The sequence below is a fragment of the Chryseobacterium luquanense genome (assembly GCF_026460945.1).
GTDB lineage: Bacteria > Bacteroidota > Bacteroidia > Flavobacteriales > Weeksellaceae > Chryseobacterium > Chryseobacterium luquanense.
The window spans coordinates 151,681-176,287 of the sequence record NZ_JAOVZV010000015.1 but is presented as its reverse complement, the minus strand read 5'-3'; the positions used below and the strand labels follow the sequence as shown (position 1 = coordinate 176,287).

Below are 24,607 nucleotides of genomic sequence, written 5' to 3'. Positions count from 1 at the left end.
TCTTTTAAAGTCCCACCACAAAACCCACACTAGGAATTAATCCACCAGAAAACACACTGCTATTTTCTTTATATAAAACATTATACATCAAACCGATCTGCATAAAAGAATTATTCCCGATTTGTTGCATATATCCACCTCCCAAATATAATGCAGTCTCTTGTTGATCGTTTTTGAAATCATAAAACTTATCTTCATAATTGATGAAAAAATGTTGCAGATTTCCACTCACAAAGAAAGATCTTGCGAAATAATAATTCACACAAGGACCAAAACCAAACATTGTCGATTTATAAAAATCTGAAGTCTGCCAGGAAACACTTCCAATTAAACCAGCTTCCAAATCATTCGTCAACCGATACCCTATTCTCGGTGCAACCTGAAGATTAAAATAAGAATTGCTTCCGAAACCGACCCCCAAACCTCCACCGAATGTCCATTTATTGGTTTCAGCTGTTGGAGTTCCAATGGAAACTTGAGAAAATGACAATCCAGAGATCAGGATCAGTGAAGAAATAAATAGTTTTTTCATATTGAATATTTTTATTTTGTAAAAAATTAAACAACGATTTTGTGATTCTATCGTTTTTATCAATGCATAAAATTATCATTTTTTTTGTGAATAGGATTATCGTAATTTTGCCGCTCAACTAAGAACTCCCGTTAAGAGTTTCGTAAAATTGAATACATGAAAGTAGTAGTAGGCCTCTCAGGAGGTGTAGATTCGAGTGTTACAGCATATTTGCTGCAGCAACAAGGTCACGAAGTTGTGGCTTTATTTATGAGAAACTGGAACGATGCTTCCGTAACTTTGGAAGACGAATGTCCGTGGATTGAAGACAGTAATGATGCTTTGATGGTTGCCCAGAAACTGGGGATTCCGTTTCAGGTGATCGACATGAGCGATTTGTATAAGGAAAGAATCGTTGATTATATGTTTGATGAATATCAGAAAGGAAGAACTCCGAATCCTGATGTTTTGTGCAACAGAGAGGTGAAGTTTGATGTTTTTATGAAAACAGCAATGTCTTTGGGAGCAGATAAAGTGGCAACCGGACATTACGCAAGAGTAGATTCTACTTTTGATGAAAACGGAAAGGAAATCTTCCATCTTTTAGCAGGAAAAGACAACAATAAAGATCAGTCTTACTTTTTATGTCAGCTGAATCAGGATCAATTGTCTAAAGCTTTATTTCCAATCGGTGAACTGACAAAACCTCAGGTTAGAGAAATTGCCAAAGAAATCGGATTGGTTACTGCTGATAAGAAAGATTCTCAAGGACTTTGTTTCATCGGAAAAGTAAGTTTGCCACAATTTTTACAACAACAATTAGTTCCAAAAGAAGGTGAGATTGTAGAGATTTTTAAAGATTCTCCTTTATTTTCTGAAGAAATTCCGGCTTTTTCTTCTAAAGAAGTAGAGCTTGAATTTTTAAGTAAAAAAATCAATTATAAAAAAACTGACGGAAAAGTTATCGGAAAGCATCAAGGCGCTCAATTTTTCACGATCGGACAAAGCAAAGGCCTTGGAATTGGTGGACATAAAGAAAGCTGTTTTATCGTATCAAGAGACATGGAAAACAATATTATCTTCGTTGGTGAAGGTCATAGTTTCCCGGGTTTGCATAAAAAGGCTTTGAAAATCGATAATTCTGAATTGCATTGGGTTCGTGAAGATTTAAGATTACAAAATGGAGAATCAATGGAAATATTGGGAAGATTCCGTTACAGACAGGAGCTTCAGAAAGCGACAATTCACCAGTTTGAAAATGCTTTTTATATGGAATTTGAAAATCCTCAATCTGCTATTGCTGAAGGGCAATTTGCATCATGGTATTTGGAAGATGAATTGATTGGAAGCGGTGTGATTTCGTAATGTAAAAGTTTTTTGTAACATATTTTAGATTGTGATACTTACTTAGTAAATAACAATAAAAAATATCTATTATGAAAACTATTCTTACCCATCAGTACACTTCTCTTTATCAGTTTTTAATTGCGATTACATGTGCCGTTTTAGGCTATAATCTTTATCAGGAAATTGTACACCCTGAAAATTCGAGATTGACCTTGAGTATCATTTTGGTTGTTTTAACTTATTTTACAGCTGAAAAATATGGTCAGAAAGAGAAAAATAAAATTTAAAATTACAATAAGAGAGGTTTGAAGAGATTCAGACCTCTTTTTTTGTTTTAATACAAATTTAGTTTACTAACCAATCTTTAAAATCTTTTACTCGTTCCCGACTAACTGTAATTTCTTCGCTTGGCTGAAAATTTAGTTCCACTTTATAATTAGGTGAAGTATGGATATTTTTGATAAAATCTGAATTGATAATAAACTGTCTGTTGACACGGAAAAACTTCTTATCATCAAGAACTTCAGTAAGCTCATCTAAAGTAAAATCTGAAGGGTAAACCCTATCCTGAGTCTGAAGATAAACAATTTTGTTTTCACTGTAAAAACAGCTGATTTCTTGTGTCTGAACAATTTTTAAATTGTACCCAATTTTCACCAGAATTCTCGAAAGAATAGATTTTTCTTTCTTAATAAGTTGCTTGATATCATCCGAATTCACAGACTGATCTGAAGGAATAAATGATTTAAATTTCTCAATTGCTCCCGCAAGATCTTCCTCCATAATTGGTTTCAGAAGGTAATCGATGCTGTTGAGTTTGAAAGCTTTTAAAGTATATTGATCAAAAGCGGTCGTGTAAATAATAAATGCTTTTGTAGAAATTTTCTCAAAAATATCAAATGATAAACCGTCTCCCAAAACGATGTCTGAAAAAATCAATTGAGGATGCTCATTTTCAGAAAACCAGTTCACGGCATCTTCTACCGATTCCAGGTTTGCAACCAATTGCAAATCAGGAAAAAGACTCAACATTCTTTCTAATTTTCTTGCTGCAGGTTTTTCGTCTTCGATAATGACAGTTCTGATCATTGAGTTTGATTTTAGCTTTAATTCAGATAAAATTAATTAAATCTTTTCGTTTTTAAAAATTAATCGGCTTTTTGGTTTTTTGAAGTTCTTCCTGAATAATTTTATTTTCCCATTCAGCATCAAAAATAAAAAGTTTTACCGCTTTTACTGCTAAAATGATTCCCCAAACTGTCAAGATTATTGACCCGTGAAAAACATGATCCGTTTCTCTATATTTTATAAAATTTCTCAGCAATATGATTCCGGCAACGATTCCGAACCACATACAGTTTTTGTAGAATGATTTTAAATCTTTTACTCTGTTTTTGGCGTTGTTATAGTTCATGGTATTAATTTTTTATTGATTATTAGTTAAAGTGATTTTTTGTTTCTTCTTTCTTCATCCATCAACTGCTGAATTTTCTTTTCTTCCCAATCTTTTCCGATTCCGAAAACATTTACTGCATGAGCAGCAATTCCGATTCCCCAACCTAACATTGGCCAGTAAAACCACAGTTCATTCGGCGACGTCAAAAGATTAATGACCAACAAAAAAGGAATTACCAGACAGTATGAAGTAAGATTTCCATAAAAACCTTTCAAATCTTTTACTCTTTTTGCAGCTTTGCGATATGCTAAATTTTCCTGATTAACTGATAAATTTTCCATGATGTATTGTTTTAAAATTAGTATTTGTTTGCTTTTGTTGAGACAAATGTAGAACAGATTACTGCCTCAAATCAATTTAATATGACCGAGCTGTAGAATTTAATTACTGAACTGTAAAAATGAAATCTGAACAGATATATAATAAATTAAAAAACATTAAATCACCTTTAAAAGAATTTTATATCTTTACATCAACATCAAACCAAAATACTTATGAAACAAGCTTTACTAAAACTAACCAGTGCTTTATTATTTACAATCTCATTAAATTCAGTTTCAGCACAGGAATACGAAAGAAGTTGGGGAACGTATTTTGGACCTGCAGGTACTGATGTTACAGGACATTATGTTCCTCAGGGAATTATTCTCGATTCTCAAAAAAATATGCATTTAAAAGCACACGTTTTCCCTAATAGTCTATATACAGCTTCTTACTATGATCAATTTGTAATTGTCGGAGGTGGAAATTATACCATAAATAATGGTTATTCTACTCGTATTACGCCTACAGGAACGGTTGATTATTTTGGTTATCATGCTTTTAATGTTAACACAAATAATCAAGACTTCGAATTATTAATGGCAATTGATGATCAAGACAACAAAATTTCCAGATATTTAGGAACTTTCACATCAACTATGAACCCGACAACAGGAACATGGTTACAAACAAATCCACAAACATCGTTGAAACATATGCTTGTGAAAAAATCGCCAACCGGATCAATAATCTGGGCTACATATTTACCTGATGAAAGTTTATATGCTAATGTGATAGCAGACTCTGCCGGAAATATTTACATTACAGGATCAACCATTCATCAAAATATAAGTACGCCGGGTGTTTTTCAGGAAGATTTTGATGTAGTTTATTCTCAGGGAAATATTCAGCCTAATAATTATTTAACTAAATTAAACTCAAATGGAGAGCTCATCTGGTCAACCTATTTACCGACCGTAATATTTGCTATGAAATATTATGATGGTGCACTGTATATGATAACAACAACCAATACCAATCCGTCACTCAATACAATAGCTACTGCAGGAGCATTTCAAACAAACACTTCAGACTATTCTATCACAAAAATGAATGCTCAGAACGGGCAAAGAATATGGGGAACTTATTATGGGCCTTCAATGGGAACATCTCTTTGCTTTTTATATGATTTGTCTGTAAATGAAACTGGATTATATATTACAGGTACCGATTATAACTGGAATAACTCACATTTTTTTGCAACACCGAACGCTTACAAAACACAAGTAACAGGTGGTTCAGATTTATTTATTTCTAAATTTTCCCATAATGGAAATAAAGTTTGGAGTACTTATTTTGGAGGAAATGGTGATGATATGAATACTTTCGATAAAGTAATTGATGTAAACGGAAATGATATATTCATTTCAGGAATTACAATGGGATCAACAGATAATATTGCTACTCCGGGATCTTATCAAAGTTCACCTCAAAGTTCATCCAGCAATATGACCAATAATTTCTTTGCTAAATTTAATTCTTCAGGAAATCTGGAATGGAGTTCTTATTATGGTGGAAGCTCAACAAATACTCCATATCTGAAATCGATCAATGTTAAATATGACAATAATTCTTTGTTTCTTTTCGGAAATACCAATTCCAACATTGGCTACGCAACAGAAGGGGCTTTTATGCCATATAGAATCCCAAGTACAACAACAGAAAATACAGGTTATATTGCAAGATTAAATAAAAAAACCGAGCTATCTCTTGAAGAATCGAACGCTAAAAAAGATTTGACTTTATACAACAATCCGAACAACGGAAAATTTAGTATTTCCGGAAGTATTTTACAAAATGAATCATGTTCCATCGCAATTTATGATATGTCTGGAAAGCTTATTATTAAAAAGAATGTAGAGCGTAAAAAAGAACAACAATTTGATTTACAAAGTCTTTTAACCCCAGAAAATTATTTAGTACAAGTAAATAACGAAAAAGGAGAAAAACTCAAAGTATTTAAAATGACTGTAAAAAAGTAATTTAATAAATAGAAAGTCAGCATTTTTCAATGCTGACTTTCTATTTATTTTTATCCATTATTTCTTTAATCTTCTTCTCTTCCCATTTTTTTGCAAAGTCAAATCTAGGCAGAAAAACAAACAACGCATGTGCTAAAATTCCTATTCCCCAAAAAATTGCTGTAATGAAATTTTTAAATTGAAAATAGCTCTCATTTGGCTTCAGATTGATATAATTGAAATAGGCAAACAAAAGATTCACAGCAACATATGAAAATAAATGCCCATAGAAACCTCTTAATCTTTCTACTTGCTTTTTAGCATGTTGATAATTGATATCATTTTCGTCAAATTTTTCCATGATGTCTGTTTTTTTGTTTATTCATAATTTCCTGAATCTTTTTTTCTTGCCACGATTCACCGATTCCAAAAACCTGGAAAGCGTGAGAAGCAACCCCAATTCCCCAACCTAAAAGCGGCCACCAAAACCAATGATACTTATTTTGAGTATAAAGATTTATAAATATTAAAAAAGGAATAATAATACAGTATGAAGCAAGATTTCCGTAAAATCCTTTCATCTCTTTTACTCTCTTTCGGGCTCTTAAGTACGCTTTATCTTCATCATCACTATTTACACTGATAACATTCGGTTTATCAATAAGAATCGGAAGTTTTACTTTAAAATAATCTTCAGATTTTTCTATATAAACATTCCTGTCTGTCAGTAAAGAATAACGTTGTACAATATTTGCCAAACCGATTCCTGCACTTTCCTTGATCTGTTCACGAATTTGCAGATTATTTTCAATACATAAAACATCTCCTTCCGTAAAAATTCTTATCGATAATGGTTTTGAAGAAGTTGCCAAGTTATGTTTAATACAATTCTCCAAAAGCAATTGCAGAGAAAGCGGAACTACAAATTTTCGCAGATTTTCTTTATCAACATCAAACTGAAAATTCACGCTGTCTTCAAATCTTGTTTTCAGCAAATCGCAGTAGATTTTTGCAAATTCAATTTCATCTTCAACAGTAACCAATTCTTTATCTTTTTGTTCTAAAACATATCGGTAAATCTTTGACATTGAAGCTGTAAACTTCTGCGCCTGAACAGGATTTTCATCAATTAACGAACTCAGAACATTTAAAGAATTAAACAAAAAATGGGGATCGAGCTGGTTTTTTAAACTTTCAAACTGTGCATTGGCAGATTTTGCAATTAATTTCTGCTCTACAACTTCTTTTCTGGATGTTTTTTTCAGTTCATCCATAAAACCTTTCGCATGAAGAAAAGCCGAAATCAGAAGCGCAATATTGATGGTAAACCAGTTGATAAAATTATATTTTCCCTTAAAATATTCTGCTGTGGTTGCTCCTTTTTGAAAAACCACAAAATTCATATAATTACAGAAATAAACCATGATAATATTAGCAATCAATATCACAACAATACTTATAATTCCTCTTTTGGTTGTCGCTTCAGACCACGGAAACTTTTTGTTGAGAAAGTCGTTTATTAAGCCATTTCCACCACCCAAAACAAATGAATACATGAATGAAATAATAATCGTGTATAGAAAATTCTCTATATTTTTCTCGTCAGTAAAGACAAAAAAGAAGAACATTGATGTACCAAGCGATACCCATGCTAATGTTATAAAATTTTTACGTTTCATAAATTGGTTTTCAAGCTTAAAAAAGCATTAATTGAAAAATTATTGCTGACAAAATTAAATATTTATTTCTCTGCAGATAGACTGATAAAATATTCTGCTTCAGATTTCCCCCAATTTGGGTCTAAAGCCGTTTTTGGTTTGTATGAATTGAATTTCTCCAAAGCTGCTTTAAATAATTCCATTCCATTCTTTTTACTTCCGCCAAATTGTTCAGGTGTAAAGTAAATATCTTCCGCTTTAATCAAAGTTACTCTTGGATTTTGAGGATTCAGTTGTTCTGCTTTTTTAAGAAATTCATCAGCTTTCGTTCCAAAAGTAATGTATCTTTCCATCGGATTGACCATCATTTTTAGTGAATAAATCATTTTTTGGAGAAGATAAATTTCAGAATTGTTTTTGTCTGCTGCTTCTGCTAAATCTACAAATTCCTGAGCGTGGTCTGCAACTGCATCAAGTTCACTCATTTTATTTTCACGCATCATAACCCTTCCTTTTTGAATCTGCGAAAATGCAGCATAATAATTTGGTTGCCACTTCCCTTTTTCTTTATCGGCAATTCTCTGAAAATCATTAGACAAAGCATTGAAATCTTCTGCTGTCTTACAGGTTTCTATTTTGGCGATCTTTTCTGTCATTATTTTTTCATATTGACCCTGTGCAAAAGCAGTTAAACTCAACATACTTAAAGCAAAACTTAAGATTAATTTTTTCATGATTTCTAAATTTTAATTGTTTGATATTTTATTATTAATTCTTTTTACCGCAAAAAAGACAAAAGATTTTCATTCCTGTTTGTAGTTATTCAAAAGCGATTTTATATTTTGTAAACTTTTGAATTTTATTTCAGTCATTTCTTTTGATTCTTTTGCGGTAAAAAAAGGTGATTTTAAAGATTATTATTGATTGCATCCTGTGTTTTATCAACTCCGAAACTGATGAAAGCCCCTACAAAAACAAATGTATTAACAGGCGGAACAATTGCTGATCTGAAATTTCCGTCATTTGAAAAGTTATATCCGTACATATTTTTTCTGCCTAAAACATTTGAAACACTTAAAACAAAAACCGTAAATGCTTTAGCATCTTTTTTACCGATACTCGGAAGATAATTGAAACTAAGATTGATTGAACTATAATCTTTCAGACTTCCTTCATTTCGGATCATATTGGTTCCGTTTTCGGTAACAATATCGTAATAAGGTCTTCCTTTCGCATAATTAAATGAAAGATTGGTCTGGAATTTCAGCTTTGGGAAAAATCTTTTCGCTACAACAGAAACCGTATGTTCAGAAGCAAATCCAGGTTTTAAAGTCGTTGGATAATTCAAAAAATTTCTTTCAGAATCGAGATAAGAATAACTTATCCAATAATCAATATTTTTAATCGTTGTTTTGTCTCTCCAAAACAGTTCAACTCCTTTTGCAAAACCGTCTCCCTGATTATTGACTGCAGCCTGTACCGGTTGATATTGCCCGGGAATATTCGCAATATTCTGAACTTTAATTAAATTGTTATATTTTTTGTAAAATGCTTCCAATCTCAAATTTCTTCCTTCTACAGTTCTCTGAACCTGAAAAATATAATGCTGCGACTGCTGAAAATAGAGTTTTGCGCCTGAATTAATGTATCTGCTTTCAGGATTTTGGTAAAAAATTCCGTAGGCAAATGATGTTGTCCAGTCTTTATCTAAACGGTAAGCGAGTGCAAAACGGGGCGCAAAATTGCTTTCTTTTAGATAAGATGAATATTCTGCTCTCGCTCCGGCTTTTGCTGAAAATCTGTTGCTAAAAGCAATGTCTGTTTCTAGAAAAGCAGAGGAGATTAAATCTTTATAATCTTTACGGACTTCTTCAATAGAAAGTTCTTCGCGAGCCTGATTTAACTCAAAACCTCCTCTTGCGGTAACTCTTCTGTTAATTTTTCTTTCTAAAATCGTTTTAAAATTCAAATAATTTCCATCAGTTAATAATCTTGTTGGCGAAGACTGAATATCATTTGTTTCACTTGAAAAATTTAAATCTGACCGGTTAAAAGAATAAGATGCACCAACATTCAATAGATATTTGCCAAATTTTTGCTTAAAAGAAAGATTGTGAAATGTGTTTTTACCTTTTAAATCAACTAAAAAATATTGAGAATCAGGTTCCAGACTTGCTGTTTTCACGCCCATAACATCATTATTAAACATTCCATAATATTTAAACATTCCGCCTGATTTTGTTTTAAATCTAAAATTCAAATCTCCATTGAAACCACTTGGAGCTTCGTTGAAATCTGTATTAAAATTCAGAACTTCCTGCATTAGTTTTAAATTGGAATATCCTGCACTTATTCCGTAAGAGAATGTTTTTTCATCATTGACTTTCTGTAAACTTGCATTTAAAAATATAGGCGAAATTCCGAAATCATAAGAACTTTGGTCCGGAAAATCTACACTTTCAAGCATTAAAGCTCCGGAAAGTGCCTGTCCGTAAAGCGCAGAATATCCACCACTGGAAAATACATTCCCTTTAAAAAGAGAGGTATTGAAACGGTCACGACCAGCAATTCCGGGAACAGAATTGGAGAAATAGTTGTTAATTAAACTTCCATCCATAAAAATTTTAGCTTCAGAGCCAGTTCCTCCACGGATAAAAAGTCCTTCTGTCTCTCCTACTTTCTGAACTCCCGGAAGATACGTCACATACGAAGAAATCTGCGCATCTGCACCGGCTGTTGTATAAACATCTAAAGGACTAATAATTGCTGATCTGTTTTTGTCGCTCGCTTCAATCGAACCCGCCGTGATCACGACTGCATCAATTTCGTTCACTTGTTCTTTTAACTGAATATCAATACTTAAATCCTGATTTGAAATATTGATATTTTTTTCAACTTCAATATACTTTGAATGTGAATAGGTAAGAATATGATTTCCTTTTTCAGAAGTTTCAAATGAGAAATTACCCTCTTTATCAGTCGTTGCACCATCATAAGTATCTTTCAAAGTGACATTGACTTCGGATATTCCTTTGTTTTTATAACTTACTTTTCCTGAAATTTTAATGCTTTGAGAAAAATGAAAAATACTAATTAAAAAAGCGAAAAAGTAAAGAAATTTAGTACAAATAGTCTTCATGGCGGTTTATTTGCTTACAAAACTATATCTAAAACTTATCGTTTCTTTTTTTTTTTGACCGAACGGTTGATTTGAATTACTGAACTGTATTTTTTAGAAAAATGTTGAAAAAATACCAAAATTTAAACCTAAATAATAAAATATGAAATCAACAAAACTATTACTGATTGCAGGTTGTGCATTATTTACAATTTCCTGCTCAACTTCAAAAACCTATACCGTCATCCCAAAAAGCGGAACAGAAACAGGCGGAACTGCGAAATTTACTCAAGATGGAAATGATGTTATTCTCGATTTGGAAGTCACAAAATTAACTCCGGGAATTCATGCGGTACATATTCATCAAAAAGCAGATTGTTCTTCTCCTGATGGAGAATCTGCAGGAGGACACTGGAATCCTGAAAATCACAATCACGGAAAATGGGGCGAAAACCAATTTCATAAGGGCGACATCGGAAATCTTGTTGCTGATAATGAGGGAAAGGCAAAACTTACTTTTAAAACCGACAAATGGTGTCTTGATTGTGTAGAAGAGAGTAAAAATATTATCGGAAAAGGATTAATCATTCACGCCGGAAAAGATGATTTCCAGACGCAACCAACAGGAAATGCAGGTGGAAGAGTGGGTTGTATTGAGATTAAATAGATTTCTTTTACTGCAACGAGACAAAAGGAATTTTTGAAAAAAAGAAGATTACAAAGTTTACAAAACATGATTCTTTATTATTTTTTGTTTGCTTTTGATTTACTTAAAAAGTGGCAATATCTTATGTTACTTTTGCGGTAGAAAAATAATCTGCAAAAATTTTAAACATAAAAAAACCACTAATTTTCATTAGTGGTTTTTTCGTTATTGATGGGCTTTATTGCTTTGCTTTCATATCTGCAATGATGTTCATCGCTTCCTGTAAGTAAGAATCTTTTCTTAGGTTTTTCACCCACATTTCAGATTTCTTTTTGAAAACTTCATCCTTTTTCTCTCTTTCGATTTCTGCAGGATACATTTCAAACTTCAATCCGTTATCAAATTTCGTCAGTTTCTTGAACTTTTCGATTTGAGCTTTTCTCTGTTTCATTAAATCATTAAACTTATTGACATTCAATGTAATAGTCTCTTCTTTATCCAATTGCTCTCTCCATTGTGCAGATTCAAGCAATAACTGATAATTTGCATTTTTCGCCATTCTGTCGTTGCTTGCTTTTTCTAATGCTTTCACATCAAAATAGCTTAACTTTTGGAAAGAAGCACTCGGAATTTTATCCCAAGCCAAAGCAAAATCATCATATCTTTCTCCGATTTCTGCGTAAGTAAAGAAATCTTTCATTTTAATATCAGAAACAATTCCTTTTCTTTGGTTTGATTCACCTGTAATCCTGTAAAACTTCTGAATTGTCAGTTTTAAAGAACCAAAATCATCTTCAGTATTTAAGAATCTGTTTAAATCAACAAAAGTCTGTACTGTTCCTTTACCATAAGATTGTGGTGAACCAACGATAATTGCTCTGCCATAATCCTGCATTGCACCTGCCAAAATCTCTGAAGCCGACGCTGAAATTTCATTCTGCATAATTACCAAAGGACCAGTCCAGATTGGAGCTTCCTGTTTGTTTTTTAACGTCTGGATTTTCCCATTTCCGTCTTTCACCTGAACATACGGACCTGCATTCATAAATAATCCCATGATGTCACCAACTTCCGTTAATGAACCACCACCGTTATTTCTTAGATCTAAAACAATTCCTTCAATATTCTGAGCTTTTAATTTTACGATTTCGTTTTTAATGTCATCAGAAGCATTTCTTCCTTTTTCATCTTCAAAATCAGCGTTAAAGCTTGGTAAATTGATGAATCCGTATTTCTTTCCGTTTGGAGAATTTACAATAATGCTTTTCGCAAAAGTATCTTCAATAGCCACTTCTTCACGAATCATCGTTACTTCTACAATCGTTTTATCTTTTTTCTGAACTGTCAAAGTAACCGGAGTTCCTTTTTCCCCTCTTATTAAACGAACTGCCTCATCAGAAAGCATTCCCACAACGTTTACATGATCTTCTTTCGGTTTAGATTTTACTTTTAAGATTTTATCGCCTTCAGAAAGTTTCTTCGATTTCCAAGCCGGAGCTCCGATCGTTAATGCACCCAAATAAAGATTTCCTTTTTTCTCCTGAATAATAGCACCGATTCCGATCACTTTTCCTTTAAATTGAGTGTCAAAATCTTCTTTATCTTTTGGAGAATAATAATTGGTGTGTGGATCAAAAACTTCTGTATAAGCATTCATATACACAGAAAACCAATCCATTTTCTTTCTTTTTTTGAATCTTGTAAAAGTTTCTTTTACCAAATCTTTTACTTCGTCAGTTGCTTTTGTAAGCTTCTGTTGAGGCGAAAGAATTTCTAGTTTGATGGTATCTTTCAGCTTAAATTTCTGTACAGAATCTTTCTTTTCTTTCTGAGCTTCTTCTTTGCTGTTCATCGATTCAATTTCCTGAAGAATATTGTATTTGATGAATTTTTTCCACTCATTATACTGCTCCTTTTGATCTGTAGGAACTTTTTTCAGTTTAGATTCCAATGTAAGAGTTTCGTCTTCTTCTAAATTGATTGGCTTACTGAAAATTTCCTGAGTAATTTTATCGATTTCATCAACTCTTTGGTATAATCTGTCGATTGTTAATTTATAAAACTGTAAATCTCCCTGATTGATATAATCATCAAGCTTAGTTTCGTGCTTTCCGAATTCGTTCATATCAGATTGAAGAAAATATCTTTTTCCCGGATCAATCATTTCAAAATAATGCTTGTAAACATCTTTTGAATAGGCATCGTTGATAGGTTTTGGGCTGTAATGTAAGTATGAAAGAGTGTTTTTAACGCTCACCATTATCGTCTGCATTTTTTCATCATCATTTTTAGGCGAATTGAAACAAAACATAAGACTTGTTAATGGAATAAAGAGTAAAAATTTATTTAGCTTAAAATTTTTCCACATAAATCTGTAATGTATTTTTATTAATTTCTTTAAAAAGTATTTTAATTAGTAGTAACAATTAAATTTCTGTTACAAACTATCAAATTTAATACCTTATTTAGAAATAATCATTAGTTTTCAGTTTTTTTTAATATTAAAACACCTCAAAATTTAAGGCTTTGATTTTCAATACAATTTTATTAATTATTAATTAAATTGAACTTGTTTTATAGAGCAAACCTTAATTCTTATCTTTGTTAAAATTAAATATACAATATGGAAAAACCACTTATTCTGGTAACAAATGACGACGGAATCACTGCTCCGGGTATCAGAAACTTAGTAGAATTTATGAATGAAATCGGAGATGTAATTGTGGTTGCTCCCAACTCGCCTCAGAGCGGAAAAGGTCATGCAATTACCATCAACTCCACATTAAGTTATGAAGAAGTACAGCTTGAAGGTCCACAAACCGATTATTCATGCAGCGGAACTCCGGTTGACTGTGTGAAAATGGCTTTGGATAAGATACTTCCTAGAAGACCGGATATTGTAGTTTCCGGAATCAATCACGGTGCAAATTCTTCAATCAATGTAATTTATTCGGGAACGATGTCTGCTGCTGTTGAAGGCGGTGTTGAAGGATTGCCATCAATTGGTTTTTCGCTTTTAGATTTCAGTTGGGAAGCAGATTTTACGCAGGCGAAAGAATATATTCAGGGAATCGTAAGAAAAACTTTAGAAAACCCAATGCCTAAAGGAGTTGTTTTAAATGTAAACATTCCAAAACTTCCTAAAGAGGAAATTAAAGGAGTGAAAATTTGCAAGCAAGCCAATGCTAAATGGGAAGAAAGTTTTGATGAAAGAATCAATCCTCATGGTAAAAAATATTATTGGTTAACAGGATATTTCAACAATATGGATGAATCTGAAGATGCTGATGAAACTGCTTTGGCCAATGGATATATTTCGATTGTTCCGGTAAAATTCGATCTTACCGCTTATGAGTATATGAATACGCTCAATGAAGTGATGAAGTTTGATTAAAATTATTTTGCCCCGAATGCACGATTATTTAATAAGATTTTATTAAATAATCGTGCATTCGGGGCAACATCTTTCGTTAGAGATTTTCATTCATAATCATCCGCACAAATCTGTGTGATCCGCGGGTAACCAATTTATACATTTATCATAAATATTCTATAAAAACATTTACTTTCAGTATTCCTTTAAATCTTTTCCCTATTTTTATTTAAAATAATTTTCAAAATTATGCGAATAGAATATGATATAAAATTGGGATTCAAAGATGTAATGTTCAGACCAAAACGTTCCACGCTGAAATCCCGTTCTGAAGTAAATCTTGAAAGAGAATTCACTTTCAGACACACCAAAAAAAAATGGACAGGAACTCCGATTATTGCAGCCAACATGGATACAGTGGGAACTTTCGAAATGGCGGTTGAACTCGCAAAAGACAAAATCATTACGGCTGTTCACAAACATTATACTCCAGAAGAATGGAGCAATTTTTTAAATAATCAGCCCGAAGAAATTCATCAATACATCGCTTTAAGCACCGGAACCGGAAAAGCGGATGAAGAAAAAATTAAAATCATCCTCGAAAAGCACCCAAAAATCGAGTTTCTCTGCATTGATGTTGCCAATGGTTATTCTGAGCATTTCGTGCAATTTGTAAAGAACGCAAGAGCCAATTTTCCTGATAAAATTATTATTGCTGGAAATGTAGTTACGGGAGAAATGGTTGAAGAGCTACTTTTGGTTGGTGCAGATATTATCAAAGTTGGAATTGGTCCTGGTTCAGTTTGTACAACCAGAGTAAAAACCGGAGTTGGTTATCCACAACTTTCCGCAATTATTGAATGTTCTGATGCTGCTCATGGTTTAAAAGGGCATATTATTGCAGACGGCGGTTGCAAAGTTCCTGGAGATGTCGCCAAAGCTTTTGGTGGTGGAGCAGATTTTGTGATGCTGGGCGGAATGTTTGCCGGTCATGATGAAAGCGGTGGTGAAATGGTGGAAGAAAACGGCAAAAAATTCAAGCTTTTCTATGGGATGAGTTCTAAAACTGCAATGGATAAACATTCAGGAGGAGTTGCAGAATATAGAGCTTCAGAAGGAAAAACTGTGAAGGTATCTTACAAAGGTTCGGTTTCAGAAACAGTGAAAGATATTTTAGGTGGAGTTCGTTCAACTTGCACTTATGTTGGTGCTTCAACGTTGAAAGAATTGTCAAAAAGAACTACTTTTATAAGAGTTCAGGAACAGGAAAATCAGGTTTTTAATGATTAAATGTTATCTGATTCACTTTAAATAATAATTTTCGAATAATTGATAAAACCTTTTAAATAAGGAATTTAGGTGAATAGAGGGCAAAATGAGGGGCGTTTATTTTGTCCATTTTTTATTTTTTTCATCTATTTGTGCTGTTCGAATGAAAATACGAATGATGAAAAGAATATTAATCTCCGGAGATTTTAAGCTATTGGTTTGAAATCTCCGGAGATTTTTTATTTCTGATGATTTTTTTTTACAAATATTTTAAAATTCATCACAAGATGATTTTCTCTAATCATTTAAAAATCTTAATTTTGAATTTGCAAGATTAAAATTCTTCAACTATTTATAAAATAAAATTGGGTGAATTTTTTCTTAGAAAACAAAACAGGTAGGGAATGAGACGAAGTAATTTCATGATTCTACCTTAAAATAAAACTGAAGTGATGAAAAAAACATTTTATTTCATTCCTGTATTGCTTATTTCAAATTTTGTATTTGGACAAGTAGGGATAGGAAAGCAATCTGTAAACGGAAGCAGCACAATTTTAGATTTTGAAGATTCCAGCTCAAATACAAACGGAATTATTTTACCCAGTGTAAATAATACCAACAATGCTTTAGCTTCTACTCCATCAAATAACAACGGAACTTTTTTATTTGATAAATCTGACGGCAAAGTAAAATTCTACGAAAATTCAGTCTGGAAAGACCTTAGTAATGCAGGAAGTTCTACTCAAATTACAGCCAATACATCATCAGAATTGAGCAATTCTCAAGGTGTAATTATCGGAAATTCTACAAGTAGCGCTAAAGGAGCTTTAGTTTTAGAAAGTACAAACAAAGCGGTAATTTTACCAAAAGTTTCCAATCCGCACATTAATGTTAAAAATCCTTACCCAGGAACGATGTGTTATGATACAAACAGTAAATCTTTGGCTGTTTATGACGGTTCTGCATGGAGTTATTGGAAATAATTTAAACTAAATCTTATAATAATTTATTTTAAGCTCTTAAAATGAACAGGTTTACATTGGTGAAAAAGTTGTCCGGAATTTAAAGTGAAAATAGCGTATAAATAGTGATAAATATTACTTTTCAAGTATTTAATATTTATTTGATTTAACTTTGCGACTTACAAAACACCAAGTTATTTAAATGGGTTACCTCCATTCTTATAGATATTTTTTTGTTCTCATTCTTTTGAGCAACTTTTTGTATGGTCAAAACAAAAATCAAGATCAGTCTGATGTTGATTTTCTTGTAAAACAAATTAATGCTATTCAGCTATCCGGAAAATCTGATCGAATCTTGGAAGCATCTCAAAAACTATTAAAGTTATCAAATAATTTAAAAGACGAGAAAGGGCTTTCTTATGCAAATTATTATTTAGCACAATATTATTACGATCACGCAGAGTTTAAACAAAGTATTGATTATGCTAAAAAAGCACAGAAGTACTCTCCATATTTAGAAAAAGATAAAACACATTCAGCAAATATTTCATCATTATTAGGTGGAAATTATTTACTTCTTGAGCTTTACAGTTTATCATTTGAAAATTACAGAAAAGCCCTTAAAATTCTCGAATCAAAAAATAACAAGACATCAATCGATTCACTTACACAAAGTACTGTTTATTCTCATTTAAGCTACATTTATGAGAATATAAACAAGCCCGATTCGATGTACTATTTTCTACAAAAAGAAAAAAATATTCTAAAAAAAATCGATTTGCAAGATGCTTATATTCAAAAAGGCTGTTCGTGTTTAGGTTTTGGAAATTACTATTTAAATCAAAATAAAATTGATTCTGCACAACACTATTACAAGAACTCACTAAATCACTTTAAAGATAGAGAGCATCCTTGTAAAATTGAAACATTAATCGGTCTGGGAAATCTAAATGCTTCACAGAAAAATTATTCTGAAGCTCAAAAATTCTATGATTTTGCTTTAAAAAGTTTCGATCAACATCATTTTCCCGATATTCTGAGCGAATTGTATAAAAAAATTGCTGAACTAAAAATCTCTCAGGGAATTGCTACTGAAGCAAAATATTATTCTGATTTATACCTTAAAACCAATAAGGAACTTAGTGATCAGATGAAAAAGGAAAGAGATTTTGTGCTGAATGAGGTAATGAGAGAGGAAAAAATAAAGTACAATCTTGAAGCTAAAAAAACAAAACAAACCACTTTAATTATTATTTCTTTGCTCGTAATTATTACAACAATTATTATTTATCTTCTTAAAAAATCTAAATCTAAAAATCAAGAAACAATTAAAATCACAGAAAATCTAATTAAAGAAAAAGAAATTCGCGAACTGGAAACTCATAAACTGAAACAACAAATCAACGAAGCTTTTGATGAAGTAATACAATTGGCAAAAGATAATAATCCGTCATTTTACACACGATTTCAAGAAGTATATCCTAAATTTCAGTCTAAAATGTTGCAATTAAATGAAAATTTAAAACCAAGCGAACTGACTTTTGCAGCATATGTTTATTTAGGTTTTACCACAAAAGAAATTGCAGACTACACATTTAAAGCCTCAAAAACAATTGAAAATAACCGATATAATTTCAGAAAAAAAATCAATCTTTCACCCGAAAAAGATCTTCAAATCTGGTTGAGAAATCACATTGATTCAGAATAAAAAATCCCTTTCATAAAGCTTATGAAAGGGATTATATTTAAATTTCAAATTTTCTTAAGTCAACATTCCTCCGTCAACGTTTAAAACCTGCCCGGAAATATAAGAAGACATTTCGCTACCAAAGAAAACGCATGCATTTGCAACATCTTCAGGCTGTCCTCCTCTTTTCAATGGAATTCCGTCTCTCCATCCCTGAACTGTTTTTTCGTCTAATGCAGCCGTCATTTCAGTTTCAATAAATCCTGGAGCAATTGCATTACAACGAATATTTCTAGAACCTAATTCCAAAGCAATAGATTTTGTAAACCCGATAACTCCGGCTTTAGAAGCAGCATAATTTGCTTGTCCGGCATTTCCTTTTACCCCAACTACAGAAGTCATGTTGATAATAGAACCAGATTTTGCTTTCATCATCGGCTTAATTACCGCTTTCGTAAGGTTGAATACAGAATCTAAATTTACCTTGATAATCGTATCCCAATCGTCTTTTGACATTCTCATCAGAAGATTATCTTTTGTAATACCTGCATTGTTTACCAAAATATCGATTTTACCAAACTCAGCCATTACATCATCCACTAATTTCTGAGCTGCATCATAATCTGAAGCATCAGACTGATAACCTTTAATTTGAGTTACAAAACTTAAAGCAGTTTCTAATTCTTTCGCTTTTTCCACAGATCCGGCATAAGTAAATGCAACTTTTGCTCCCTGTTGAGCAAAAATTTCGGCAATACCCTTCCCGATTCCTCTTGTAGCTCCGGTAATTAGTGCTACTTTTCCTTCTAATAGTTTCATATAATGATTATTTATTTTAAACTTAAATAATTTAGTGGTGTAAATTATCAGTTTGCAAAGATATTATAATTTGCTGTTTGTGATAAATCAACAGCTTACTTTTCTTTTATTTTAGCGAATTATTCACGATCAGCACAATCTCCCCTTTCAAAGTTTTGCTTTTTGAAAATTCAATTAGTTCATCAATTGTACCTCTTTTTGTTTCTTCAAATTTCTTTGAAATTTCTCTGCTTAAACTTGCTCTCGTTTCATCCCCGAAAAATTCTTTGATTTGCTCTAAAGTAGTATTGATTTTATGTGGGCTTTCATAAAAAACAATGGTCTTTTTCTCTTCTGCAAGTTGTTTCAATTTTGTCTGTCTCCCTTTTTTGGGAGGTAAAAATCCTGCGAACAAGAATTCATTATTTGGCAATCCTGAAACGACCAAAGCCGGAATTAAAGCTGTTGCTCCGGGAAGACAAATCATTTCTATATTATTGTCTGAACCCGCTTTTGCCAATAAATATCCCGGATCTGAAATTCCTGGCGTTCCTGCATCCGTAATAATTGCTATATTTTGTCCGCTTTGAAGATCAGTAATCACTTTCTCCGTTGCAGTATGCTCGTTGTGTAAATGATAAGATTTTAAAGGTTTTGAAATTTCGTAATGTTTCAAAAGCATTCCCGAAGTTCGCGTGTCTTCACACAAAATATAATCGACCTCTTTCAGCACTTTTATGGCTCTGAAAGTCATGTCTTCTAAGTTCCCAACTGGTGTAGGAACGAAATATAGAATTCCACTCAAAATTAAATATATTTATTTTCTACCAATAACCAAAGCCTCTGTGCATATTCATCTACTTTATCCCATTTTTTATCGTAATAAAGCTCGCTCAGATATTCTTTGGCTTCGTTAATATTTCTGCATCTGTTTAGCTCGGAAACTGCATCATTTAAGTCTGTCTGACTTCCGCCGAAAAGTACTTTTGTGAAAGCAATTCTATCGTTCAGATCAAGTCTGAATTCTGGTCTTTGCTTTTCAGCTTCCATAAAATCTGTAGGAATATTTGTTTTAATTAAACTTCCGGTGTCTTCTTTTACAACGGGAATTTCAACTTTTTCATGCGGAGTTTCTCTTTCCAAAGGATCATCATCAAACAAGGTCTGAATATTTTTTAAACCTCTTATATTCGCCAATTTGATCTTTTTTTCTTGACGATAAGCTTCAATATTTTCGAAACTTTCGTCAGATTTTAGATTTTCCTGGTTTGATTCTGATGTTGGTTTATCAATTTCAACAATTTTTCTTCTTTCTGAATCATCTGATTTTACTTCGATTTCTTCAGCTTTAATTTCTTCAATTTCAGAATCTTTTTTGATTTCAGTTAAAATCGTTTCAACGTTAGAACTTTCCGTGATAATTTCTTCCTGATTATGATTAAAATCGTTTGATTGATATTCGCTTTCTGTTTCTTCAATCAAAATTTCATCTTCATTTTGTTCTGTTGCAAAAATGTCAGGAATAATATGAGATTCTGTTTCTTCAGAATTAGATTTTTCAGCTTTTTCTTCAGTAATTTCATTTAACTGATCATTGAAAACAAATTCTTCCTCAGTAGTTTCCTGATTAAAAATTTCTTCATTAAAATCATCATCACTTTCAGGCTCAGAATCTTCCAGAACTCTTTCTTCATCAATAAAACTTAAAACCTGATCTGTATTTTCCGGTTCTTCATCAATTTCATTCAATTGATTATTAAAAACAGCTTCTTCTTCCAATTCCAAATGATCTGAAATTTCATCTGAGACAAAATTTTCGTTCGCTTCAGGTTGATTTTCTTCTGCTAACTGAACAATATTTTCATGGAAATCACTTTCGATAATTTCATTCAGTTGATTATTAAAAATGGCTTCTTCTTCCTCAACTAAAACATTATTTTCAGTTTCTTCAAAAGATTCAGAACCAATTTCGTTGAGTTCATTGTTAAAAATTGCCTCTTCTTCTGTGACTAAATGATCTGAAATTAAAACTTCAGCTTTCTGATAATTAGAAAAATTTGAATTTTCTTGGCTGTAATGTTCCAGATTTTTATTCAACAATTTCAAAAAAGCAATTTTTTCGGCAAGATCATTCAGCAGATCGTGCTTAGAAATCAGTTCGTCAACATTGTTTGTTTTGGCCAAAATATCAATGATATTCTTAGATTCAAAAAAAATCTTATCCTGTAAATCTTGAATGTTCTGCATCGTAGATTCTTATTAAAATTGCTTACTTTTGATGTTAAAATATTACGGCTAATTTAACAAATGTTTTTAGAAAATACAATTAATCATTCCAAACAGAGCGGTTGGATGGAAGTTATTTGTGGATCAATGTTTTCCGGAAAAACCGAAGAGTTGATTCGACGATTACGAAGAGCAGAAATGGCGGGGCAGAATGTGGAAATTTTTAAACCAAAAACAGATACGAGATATTCTGAAGAAGATGTTGTTTCACACAACAAAAACAAAATTCGCAGCACTGCTGTAGAAAATCCTAATGAAATTATTTTGTTGGGATCTAATTGTGACGTTGTAGGAATTGATGAAGCTCAGTTTTTTGATGAAAGCATTGTAGAAATAGCTAATCAATTAGCAAACAGCGGAATACGAGTGGTTATTGCAGGTCTGGATATGGATTTTCTTGGTCGTCCTTTCGGACCGATGCCCAATTTGATGGCAACGGCAGAATATGTTACGAAAGTTCACGCCATTTGCAGAAGAACAGGAAATTTAGCCAATTATTCCATGAGAACATCTTCCGGAAAAGATCTTGTAGAATTGGGAGAAACAGAAGCTTATGATGCTGTGAGCAGAAGGATTTTTGTGGAAGAAGTTTTAAATAAGAAATAAAATTAAGGCAAATTAATTCTTTGAAATCAAATTTATTTTTAATTTTTTTTTATCACACTTAGCCTGCCGAAGTGCTTTTAAATAAATAACTTACTTAAATTAAAAATTGCTTCTTTGCGATTAACCAATAACACTAAAAAAATAAGCAGAAAGGGCACCAATGAATTATACCATCAAACAAATTGCAGAGATTGCCAACGCAAAAGTCATTGGTGATAAAAATTTAGTTATAAAAAACATAGCTTTTGACAGCAGGATTATTTATTCTACAAAAAATACTGCTTTCATAGCCATCAACACGCATAAAAATTCCGGAGAAAAATTTATTGAATCTGCGATTGATAGAGGAATAAAAATTATTATTTCCGAACATCATTATCCTCAGTTTGAGAATGTCAATTGGATTATTGTTGAAAATTCTGTGGAATTTATTCAAGATCTAGCCAAATATCACTTTGGAAATTCTCATCTAAAATCCATCGGCATTACAGGAAGTAATGGTAAAACTATTTTAAAAGAATGGCTTTATCAATGTCTTTGGAATGAATTTCCGACAGTAAAAAGCCCGAAAAGTTTCAATTCTCAGATTGGTCTTCCACTTTCTCTGCTTCAGATTAATGATTCTCACAAACTTGGAATTTTTGAAGTCGGGATTTCTAAACCTGATGAAATGCAGAAACTTGAAAACATTTTTAGCCCTCAAATTGGTTTACTAACGCACATTGGAACTGCCCATCTTGCTAATTTCAAATCGGAAGAAGAATTGATTGATGAAAAAATCAAACTTTTTAAAGATTCTGAGGTAATTATTTTTAATGGAGACAATCAATTGGTTTTAAATAAAATAAATAATCTCTATTCAAGTAAAAAATTAATTACTTACGGTTTTAAGGAAAGTAATCAGGTTTATTTTAAAAATTTAAATTCAAAAGAAGAAAATCTTATTGTAAAATATTTTGACGAAGAAATTTCTTTCCCTGTGCATCAAAGAGACGAAGCGACATTAACCAATGCTTTGGCTCTTGTAACAGTTCTAAAGGATCTAGGAATCGAAAATCAAAAGATTGTTGAGAAAATCAACACTTTAAAGGCCGTTGAAATGCGACTTGAAGCGATTGAAGGAATAAAAAGCAATATCATTATTAATGATTCCTTTAATCTTGACTTAGACTCATTGAAAACTGCTCTTCAGTTTTTAAATGAATACAATAAATCTAAAAAATCTTTGGTTTTAACCGATATTTTTGATGTCAATTTTAATTCTAAAGAATTATACGAAGAAGTTTCAGATTTGGTAAACGAACAAAAATTCGATTCTGTTTTCTTAATTGGTAACGAAATATCAAATTTCAGTGATTTATTTAAATCTAAAACATATACTTTCATTAATACACAGGAATTAATTGACAGTAAACATCTTACAGAGCTAGAAAATCAAATCATTTTACTGAAAGGTGCAAGAAAATTTGAGATTGAAAAAATAAAAGATTTACTTGAGCTCAGAAAGCATGATACAGTTTTAGAAATTAATTTAAATGCACTTCTGCACAATATTAATTATCATAAATCCTTACTTAAGCCAGCCACAAAAATGATGGCAATGGTAAAAGCAAACTCTTATGGATTAGGAAGTTATGAAATTTCAGAATTTTTGCAGCATCATCATATTGATTATTTAGGAGTTGCTTTCGTTGATGAAGGCGTTGAACTTCGAAAAAAAGGAATTACGGTTCCTATTGTTGTAATGAATCCTGAGCAACACAGTTATGATACAGTGATTGAATACAATTTAGAACCTGAAATTTACAGTTTCCGTGTTTTAGAATTGTTTTACGCAGCGGTTCAAAAATCGGGTTTTGATAAAAAATATCCTATCCACATTAAACTCGAAACTGGGATGCATCGTCTTGGTTTTAAGGAATATGAATTAGATCAGCTGAGCGAAACTTTAAATAAAATGAATGTAAAAGTTCAAAGTATTTTCAGCCATCTTTCGTCTTCAGATATACCAGAGGAGAAAGAGTTTACATTAAATCAGCTGGAAACATTTGAAAAAAATTCAAGCTATTTGATTAAAAAATTGAGATACACTCCTATTCGACATATATTAAATTCATCAGGAATTACAAGCTACACCGATCATCAATATGATATGGTGAGAATTGGCATCGGAATGTTAGGAGAATCACCAAATAGTGAAATACAAAAACAATTACAATCTGTTGTAAGTTTTAAAACCGTAATATCACAAATTTCTTTAGTAGAAAACGGAGAATCTGTTGGTTACAGCAGAAGATTTAAAGCTGATCATAATACAAAAATAGCCACAATTCCCGTTGGATATGCAGACGGAATTCCGAGATTAATTGGAAATCAAATCGGAAATGTTGGGGTTAATAAACGCTTAGCTCCGATTGTAGGAAGCATTTGCATGGATATGATGATGATTAATATTGATCATATTCCGAATGTAAAAGAAGGCGATACCGTTACCGTTTTTAATGCAAAACCAACTTTAAAAGAATTTGCAGAATACTGCAAAACTATCACTTATGAAGTATTAACCTCCATTTCACCTCGTGTAAAACGGATTTATGTAAAAGATTAA

The 24,607-nt window shown here is 32.0% G+C and carries 22 protein-coding genes; 10 read left to right on the top strand and 12 right to left on the bottom strand.

The window, feature by feature from the left end:
* Positions 1 to 4 precede the first annotated feature (4 nt).
* Complete coding sequence (locus OEA66_RS13410) at positions 5 to 532, bottom strand: hypothetical protein (protein ID WP_267281851.1); 528 nt, start codon at positions 530 to 532, stop codon at positions 5 to 7.
* Between the two features lie 156 nt (positions 533 to 688).
* Between OEA66_RS13410 and mnmA the strand changes: the two genes are divergently transcribed.
* On the top strand, positions 689 to 1,876 hold the full coding sequence (mnmA, locus tag OEA66_RS13405; RefSeq protein ID WP_267281850.1) for a tRNA 2-thiouridine(34) synthase MnmA: 1,188 nt from the start codon (positions 689 to 691) through the stop codon (positions 1,874 to 1,876).
* Between the two features lie 71 nt (positions 1,877 to 1,947).
* Positions 1,948 to 2,145, top strand: a complete 198-nt coding sequence (locus OEA66_RS13400; RefSeq protein WP_267281849.1) for a hypothetical protein — start codon at positions 1,948 to 1,950, stop codon at positions 2,143 to 2,145.
* Positions 2,146 to 2,203: 58 nt separating this feature from the next.
* Here the strand turns inward: OEA66_RS13400 and OEA66_RS13395 are convergent, their stop codons facing one another.
* From OEA66_RS13395 to OEA66_RS13385, 3 genes are read right to left on the bottom strand one after another with little or no spacing between them, the layout of a single operon-like run.
* Positions 2,204 to 2,947, bottom strand: coding sequence for a LytR/AlgR family response regulator transcription factor (locus OEA66_RS13395; protein ID WP_267281848.1), 744 nt, complete (start codon positions 2,945 to 2,947; stop codon positions 2,204 to 2,206).
* 52 nt (positions 2,948 to 2,999) lie between these two features.
* Positions 3,000 to 3,272 carry a 2TM domain-containing protein gene (locus OEA66_RS13390; protein WP_267281847.1) on the bottom strand — a complete coding sequence of 91 codons (273 nt, stop codon included), beginning with the start codon at positions 3,270 to 3,272 and terminating at the stop codon, positions 3,000 to 3,002.
* A 26-nt stretch (positions 3,273 to 3,298) separates the two neighbouring features.
* Entirely contained in the window at positions 3,299 to 3,595 is a 297-nt protein-coding gene (locus OEA66_RS13385; protein WP_267281846.1) for a 2TM domain-containing protein, read from the bottom strand.
* A gap of 213 nt (positions 3,596 to 3,808) precedes the next feature.
* Between OEA66_RS13385 and OEA66_RS13380 the strand changes: the two genes are divergently transcribed.
* Complete coding sequence (locus OEA66_RS13380; RefSeq protein ID WP_267281845.1) at positions 3,809 to 5,617, top strand: T9SS type A sorting domain-containing protein; 1,809 nt, start codon at positions 3,809 to 3,811, stop codon at positions 5,615 to 5,617.
* A gap of 40 nt (positions 5,618 to 5,657) precedes the next feature.
* On the opposite strand, the gene OEA66_RS13375 is transcribed toward OEA66_RS13380, so the two are convergent.
* From OEA66_RS13375 to OEA66_RS13360, 4 genes are all read right to left on the bottom strand, one after another.
* On the bottom strand, positions 5,658 to 5,957 hold the full coding sequence (locus OEA66_RS13375) for a 2TM domain-containing protein (RefSeq protein ID WP_267281844.1): 300 nt from the start codon (positions 5,955 to 5,957) through the stop codon (positions 5,658 to 5,660).
* Positions 5,944 to 7,275, bottom strand: coding sequence for a 2TM domain-containing protein (locus OEA66_RS13370; RefSeq protein WP_267281843.1), 1,332 nt, complete (start codon positions 7,273 to 7,275; stop codon positions 5,944 to 5,946). The genes OEA66_RS13375 and OEA66_RS13370 overlap by 14 nt, the downstream gene beginning before the upstream one ends.
* Positions 7,276 to 7,337: 62 nt before the next feature.
* Positions 7,338 to 7,988: a hypothetical protein gene (locus OEA66_RS13365; RefSeq protein ID WP_267281842.1), complete on the bottom strand. Its 651-nt coding sequence runs from the start codon at positions 7,986 to 7,988 to the stop codon at positions 7,338 to 7,340.
* A gap of 173 nt (positions 7,989 to 8,161) precedes the next feature.
* On the bottom strand, positions 8,162 to 10,393 hold the full coding sequence (locus tag OEA66_RS13360) for a TonB-dependent receptor (protein ID WP_267281841.1): 2,232 nt from the start codon (positions 10,391 to 10,393) through the stop codon (positions 8,162 to 8,164).
* A gap of 142 nt (positions 10,394 to 10,535) precedes the next feature.
* On the opposite strand from OEA66_RS13360, the gene OEA66_RS13355 reads away from it, so the two are divergent.
* On the top strand, positions 10,536 to 11,039 hold the full coding sequence (locus OEA66_RS13355) for a superoxide dismutase family protein (RefSeq protein WP_267281840.1): 504 nt from the start codon (positions 10,536 to 10,538) through the stop codon (positions 11,037 to 11,039).
* Positions 11,040 to 11,256: 217 nt separating this feature from the next.
* On the opposite strand, the gene OEA66_RS13350 is transcribed toward OEA66_RS13355, so the two are convergent.
* Positions 11,257 to 13,386, bottom strand: a complete 2,130-nt coding sequence (locus OEA66_RS13350; RefSeq protein WP_267281839.1) for a carboxy terminal-processing peptidase — start codon at positions 13,384 to 13,386, stop codon at positions 11,257 to 11,259.
* 255 nt (positions 13,387 to 13,641) lie between these two features.
* On the opposite strand from OEA66_RS13350, the gene surE reads away from it, so the two are divergent.
* From surE to OEA66_RS13330, 4 genes are all read left to right on the top strand, one after another.
* Positions 13,642 to 14,412, top strand: a complete 771-nt coding sequence (gene surE, locus OEA66_RS13345; RefSeq protein ID WP_267281838.1) for a 5'/3'-nucleotidase SurE — start codon at positions 13,642 to 13,644, stop codon at positions 14,410 to 14,412.
* A gap of 228 nt (positions 14,413 to 14,640) precedes the next feature.
* Complete coding sequence (locus OEA66_RS13340; protein ID WP_267281837.1) at positions 14,641 to 15,681, top strand: GMP reductase; 1,041 nt, start codon at positions 14,641 to 14,643, stop codon at positions 15,679 to 15,681.
* Between the two features lie 431 nt (positions 15,682 to 16,112).
* The gene (locus OEA66_RS13335) at positions 16,113 to 16,643 is read left to right on the top strand and encodes a phage tail-like protein (RefSeq protein ID WP_267281836.1); all 531 of its coding nucleotides are present in this window, start codon (positions 16,113 to 16,115) and stop codon (positions 16,641 to 16,643) included.
* 181 nt (positions 16,644 to 16,824) lie between these two features.
* Positions 16,825 to 18,330, top strand: a complete 1,506-nt coding sequence (locus tag OEA66_RS13330) for a helix-turn-helix domain-containing protein (protein ID WP_267281835.1) — start codon at positions 16,825 to 16,827, stop codon at positions 18,328 to 18,330.
* A 54-nt stretch (positions 18,331 to 18,384) separates the two neighbouring features.
* Here OEA66_RS13330 and fabG read toward each other — a convergent pair whose 3' ends face one another.
* The 3 genes from fabG to OEA66_RS13315 form a co-directional block, all read right to left on the bottom strand.
* Complete coding sequence (gene fabG, locus OEA66_RS13325) at positions 18,385 to 19,128, bottom strand: 3-oxoacyl-[acyl-carrier-protein] reductase (RefSeq protein WP_267281834.1); 744 nt, start codon at positions 19,126 to 19,128, stop codon at positions 18,385 to 18,387.
* 106 nt (positions 19,129 to 19,234) lie between these two features.
* The gene (gene rsmI / locus OEA66_RS13320; RefSeq protein ID WP_267281833.1) at positions 19,235 to 19,912 is read right to left on the bottom strand and encodes a 16S rRNA (cytidine(1402)-2'-O)-methyltransferase; all 678 of its coding nucleotides are present in this window, start codon (positions 19,910 to 19,912) and stop codon (positions 19,235 to 19,237) included.
* A gap of 2 nt (positions 19,913 to 19,914) precedes the next feature.
* Positions 19,915 to 21,354: a DUF8457 domain-containing protein gene (locus OEA66_RS13315; protein WP_267281832.1), complete on the bottom strand. Its 1,440-nt coding sequence runs from the start codon at positions 21,352 to 21,354 to the stop codon at positions 19,915 to 19,917.
* A 60-nt stretch (positions 21,355 to 21,414) separates the two neighbouring features.
* Between OEA66_RS13315 and OEA66_RS13310 the strand changes: the two genes are divergently transcribed.
* Positions 21,415 to 21,999 (top strand): thymidine kinase, encoded by a 585-nt coding sequence (locus tag OEA66_RS13310; protein ID WP_267263959.1) that lies wholly within the window; start codon positions 21,415 to 21,417, stop codon positions 21,997 to 21,999.
* A 160-nt stretch (positions 22,000 to 22,159) separates the two neighbouring features.
* Positions 22,160 to 24,607, top strand: a complete 2,448-nt coding sequence (locus OEA66_RS13305; protein WP_267281831.1) for a bifunctional UDP-N-acetylmuramoyl-tripeptide:D-alanyl-D-alanine ligase/alanine racemase — start codon at positions 22,160 to 22,162, stop codon at positions 24,605 to 24,607.

Coding starts and splice junctions, on each gene's coding strand:
- OEA66_RS13410 (WP_267281851.1), bottom strand. CDS start 532: ATGAAAAAACTATTTATTTCTTCACTGATCCTGATCTCTGGATTGTCA.
- mnmA (WP_267281850.1), top strand. CDS start 689: ATGAAAGTAGTAGTAGGCCTCTCAGGAGGTGTAGATTCGAGTGTTACA.
- OEA66_RS13400 (WP_267281849.1), top strand. CDS start 1,948: ATGAAAACTATTCTTACCCATCAGTACACTTCTCTTTATCAGTTTTTA.
- OEA66_RS13395 (WP_267281848.1), bottom strand. CDS start 2,947: ATGATCAGAACTGTCATTATCGAAGACGAAAAACCTGCAGCAAGAAAA.
- OEA66_RS13390 (WP_267281847.1), bottom strand. CDS start 3,272: ATGAACTATAACAACGCCAAAAACAGAGTAAAAGATTTAAAATCATTC.
- OEA66_RS13385 (WP_267281846.1), bottom strand. CDS start 3,595: ATGGAAAATTTATCAGTTAATCAGGAAAATTTAGCATATCGCAAAGCT.
- OEA66_RS13380 (WP_267281845.1), top strand. CDS start 3,809: ATGAAACAAGCTTTACTAAAACTAACCAGTGCTTTATTATTTACAATC.
- OEA66_RS13375 (WP_267281844.1), bottom strand. CDS start 5,957: ATGGAAAAATTTGACGAAAATGATATCAATTATCAACATGCTAAAAAG.
- OEA66_RS13370 (WP_267281843.1), bottom strand. CDS start 7,275: ATGAAACGTAAAAATTTTATAACATTAGCATGGGTATCGCTTGGTACA.
- OEA66_RS13365 (WP_267281842.1), bottom strand. CDS start 7,988: ATGAAAAAATTAATCTTAAGTTTTGCTTTAAGTATGTTGAGTTTAACT.
- OEA66_RS13360 (WP_267281841.1), bottom strand. CDS start 10,393: ATGAAGACTATTTGTACTAAATTTCTTTACTTTTTCGCTTTTTTAATT.
- OEA66_RS13355 (WP_267281840.1), top strand. CDS start 10,536: ATGAAATCAACAAAACTATTACTGATTGCAGGTTGTGCATTATTTACA.
- OEA66_RS13350 (WP_267281839.1), bottom strand. CDS start 13,386: ATGTGGAAAAATTTTAAGCTAAATAAATTTTTACTCTTTATTCCATTA.
- surE (WP_267281838.1), top strand. CDS start 13,642: ATGGAAAAACCACTTATTCTGGTAACAAATGACGACGGAATCACTGCT.
- OEA66_RS13340 (WP_267281837.1), top strand. CDS start 14,641: ATGCGAATAGAATATGATATAAAATTGGGATTCAAAGATGTAATGTTC.
- OEA66_RS13335 (WP_267281836.1), top strand. CDS start 16,113: ATGAAAAAAACATTTTATTTCATTCCTGTATTGCTTATTTCAAATTTT.
- OEA66_RS13330 (WP_267281835.1), top strand. CDS start 16,825: ATGGGTTACCTCCATTCTTATAGATATTTTTTTGTTCTCATTCTTTTG.
- fabG (WP_267281834.1), bottom strand. CDS start 19,128: ATGAAACTATTAGAAGGAAAAGTAGCACTAATTACCGGAGCTACAAGA.
- OEA66_RS13315 (WP_267281832.1), bottom strand. CDS start 21,354: ATGCAGAACATTCAAGATTTACAGGATAAGATTTTTTTTGAATCTAAG.
- OEA66_RS13310 (WP_267263959.1), top strand. CDS start 21,415: ATGTTTTTAGAAAATACAATTAATCATTCCAAACAGAGCGGTTGGATG.
- OEA66_RS13305 (WP_267281831.1), top strand. CDS start 22,160: ATGAATTATACCATCAAACAAATTGCAGAGATTGCCAACGCAAAAGTC.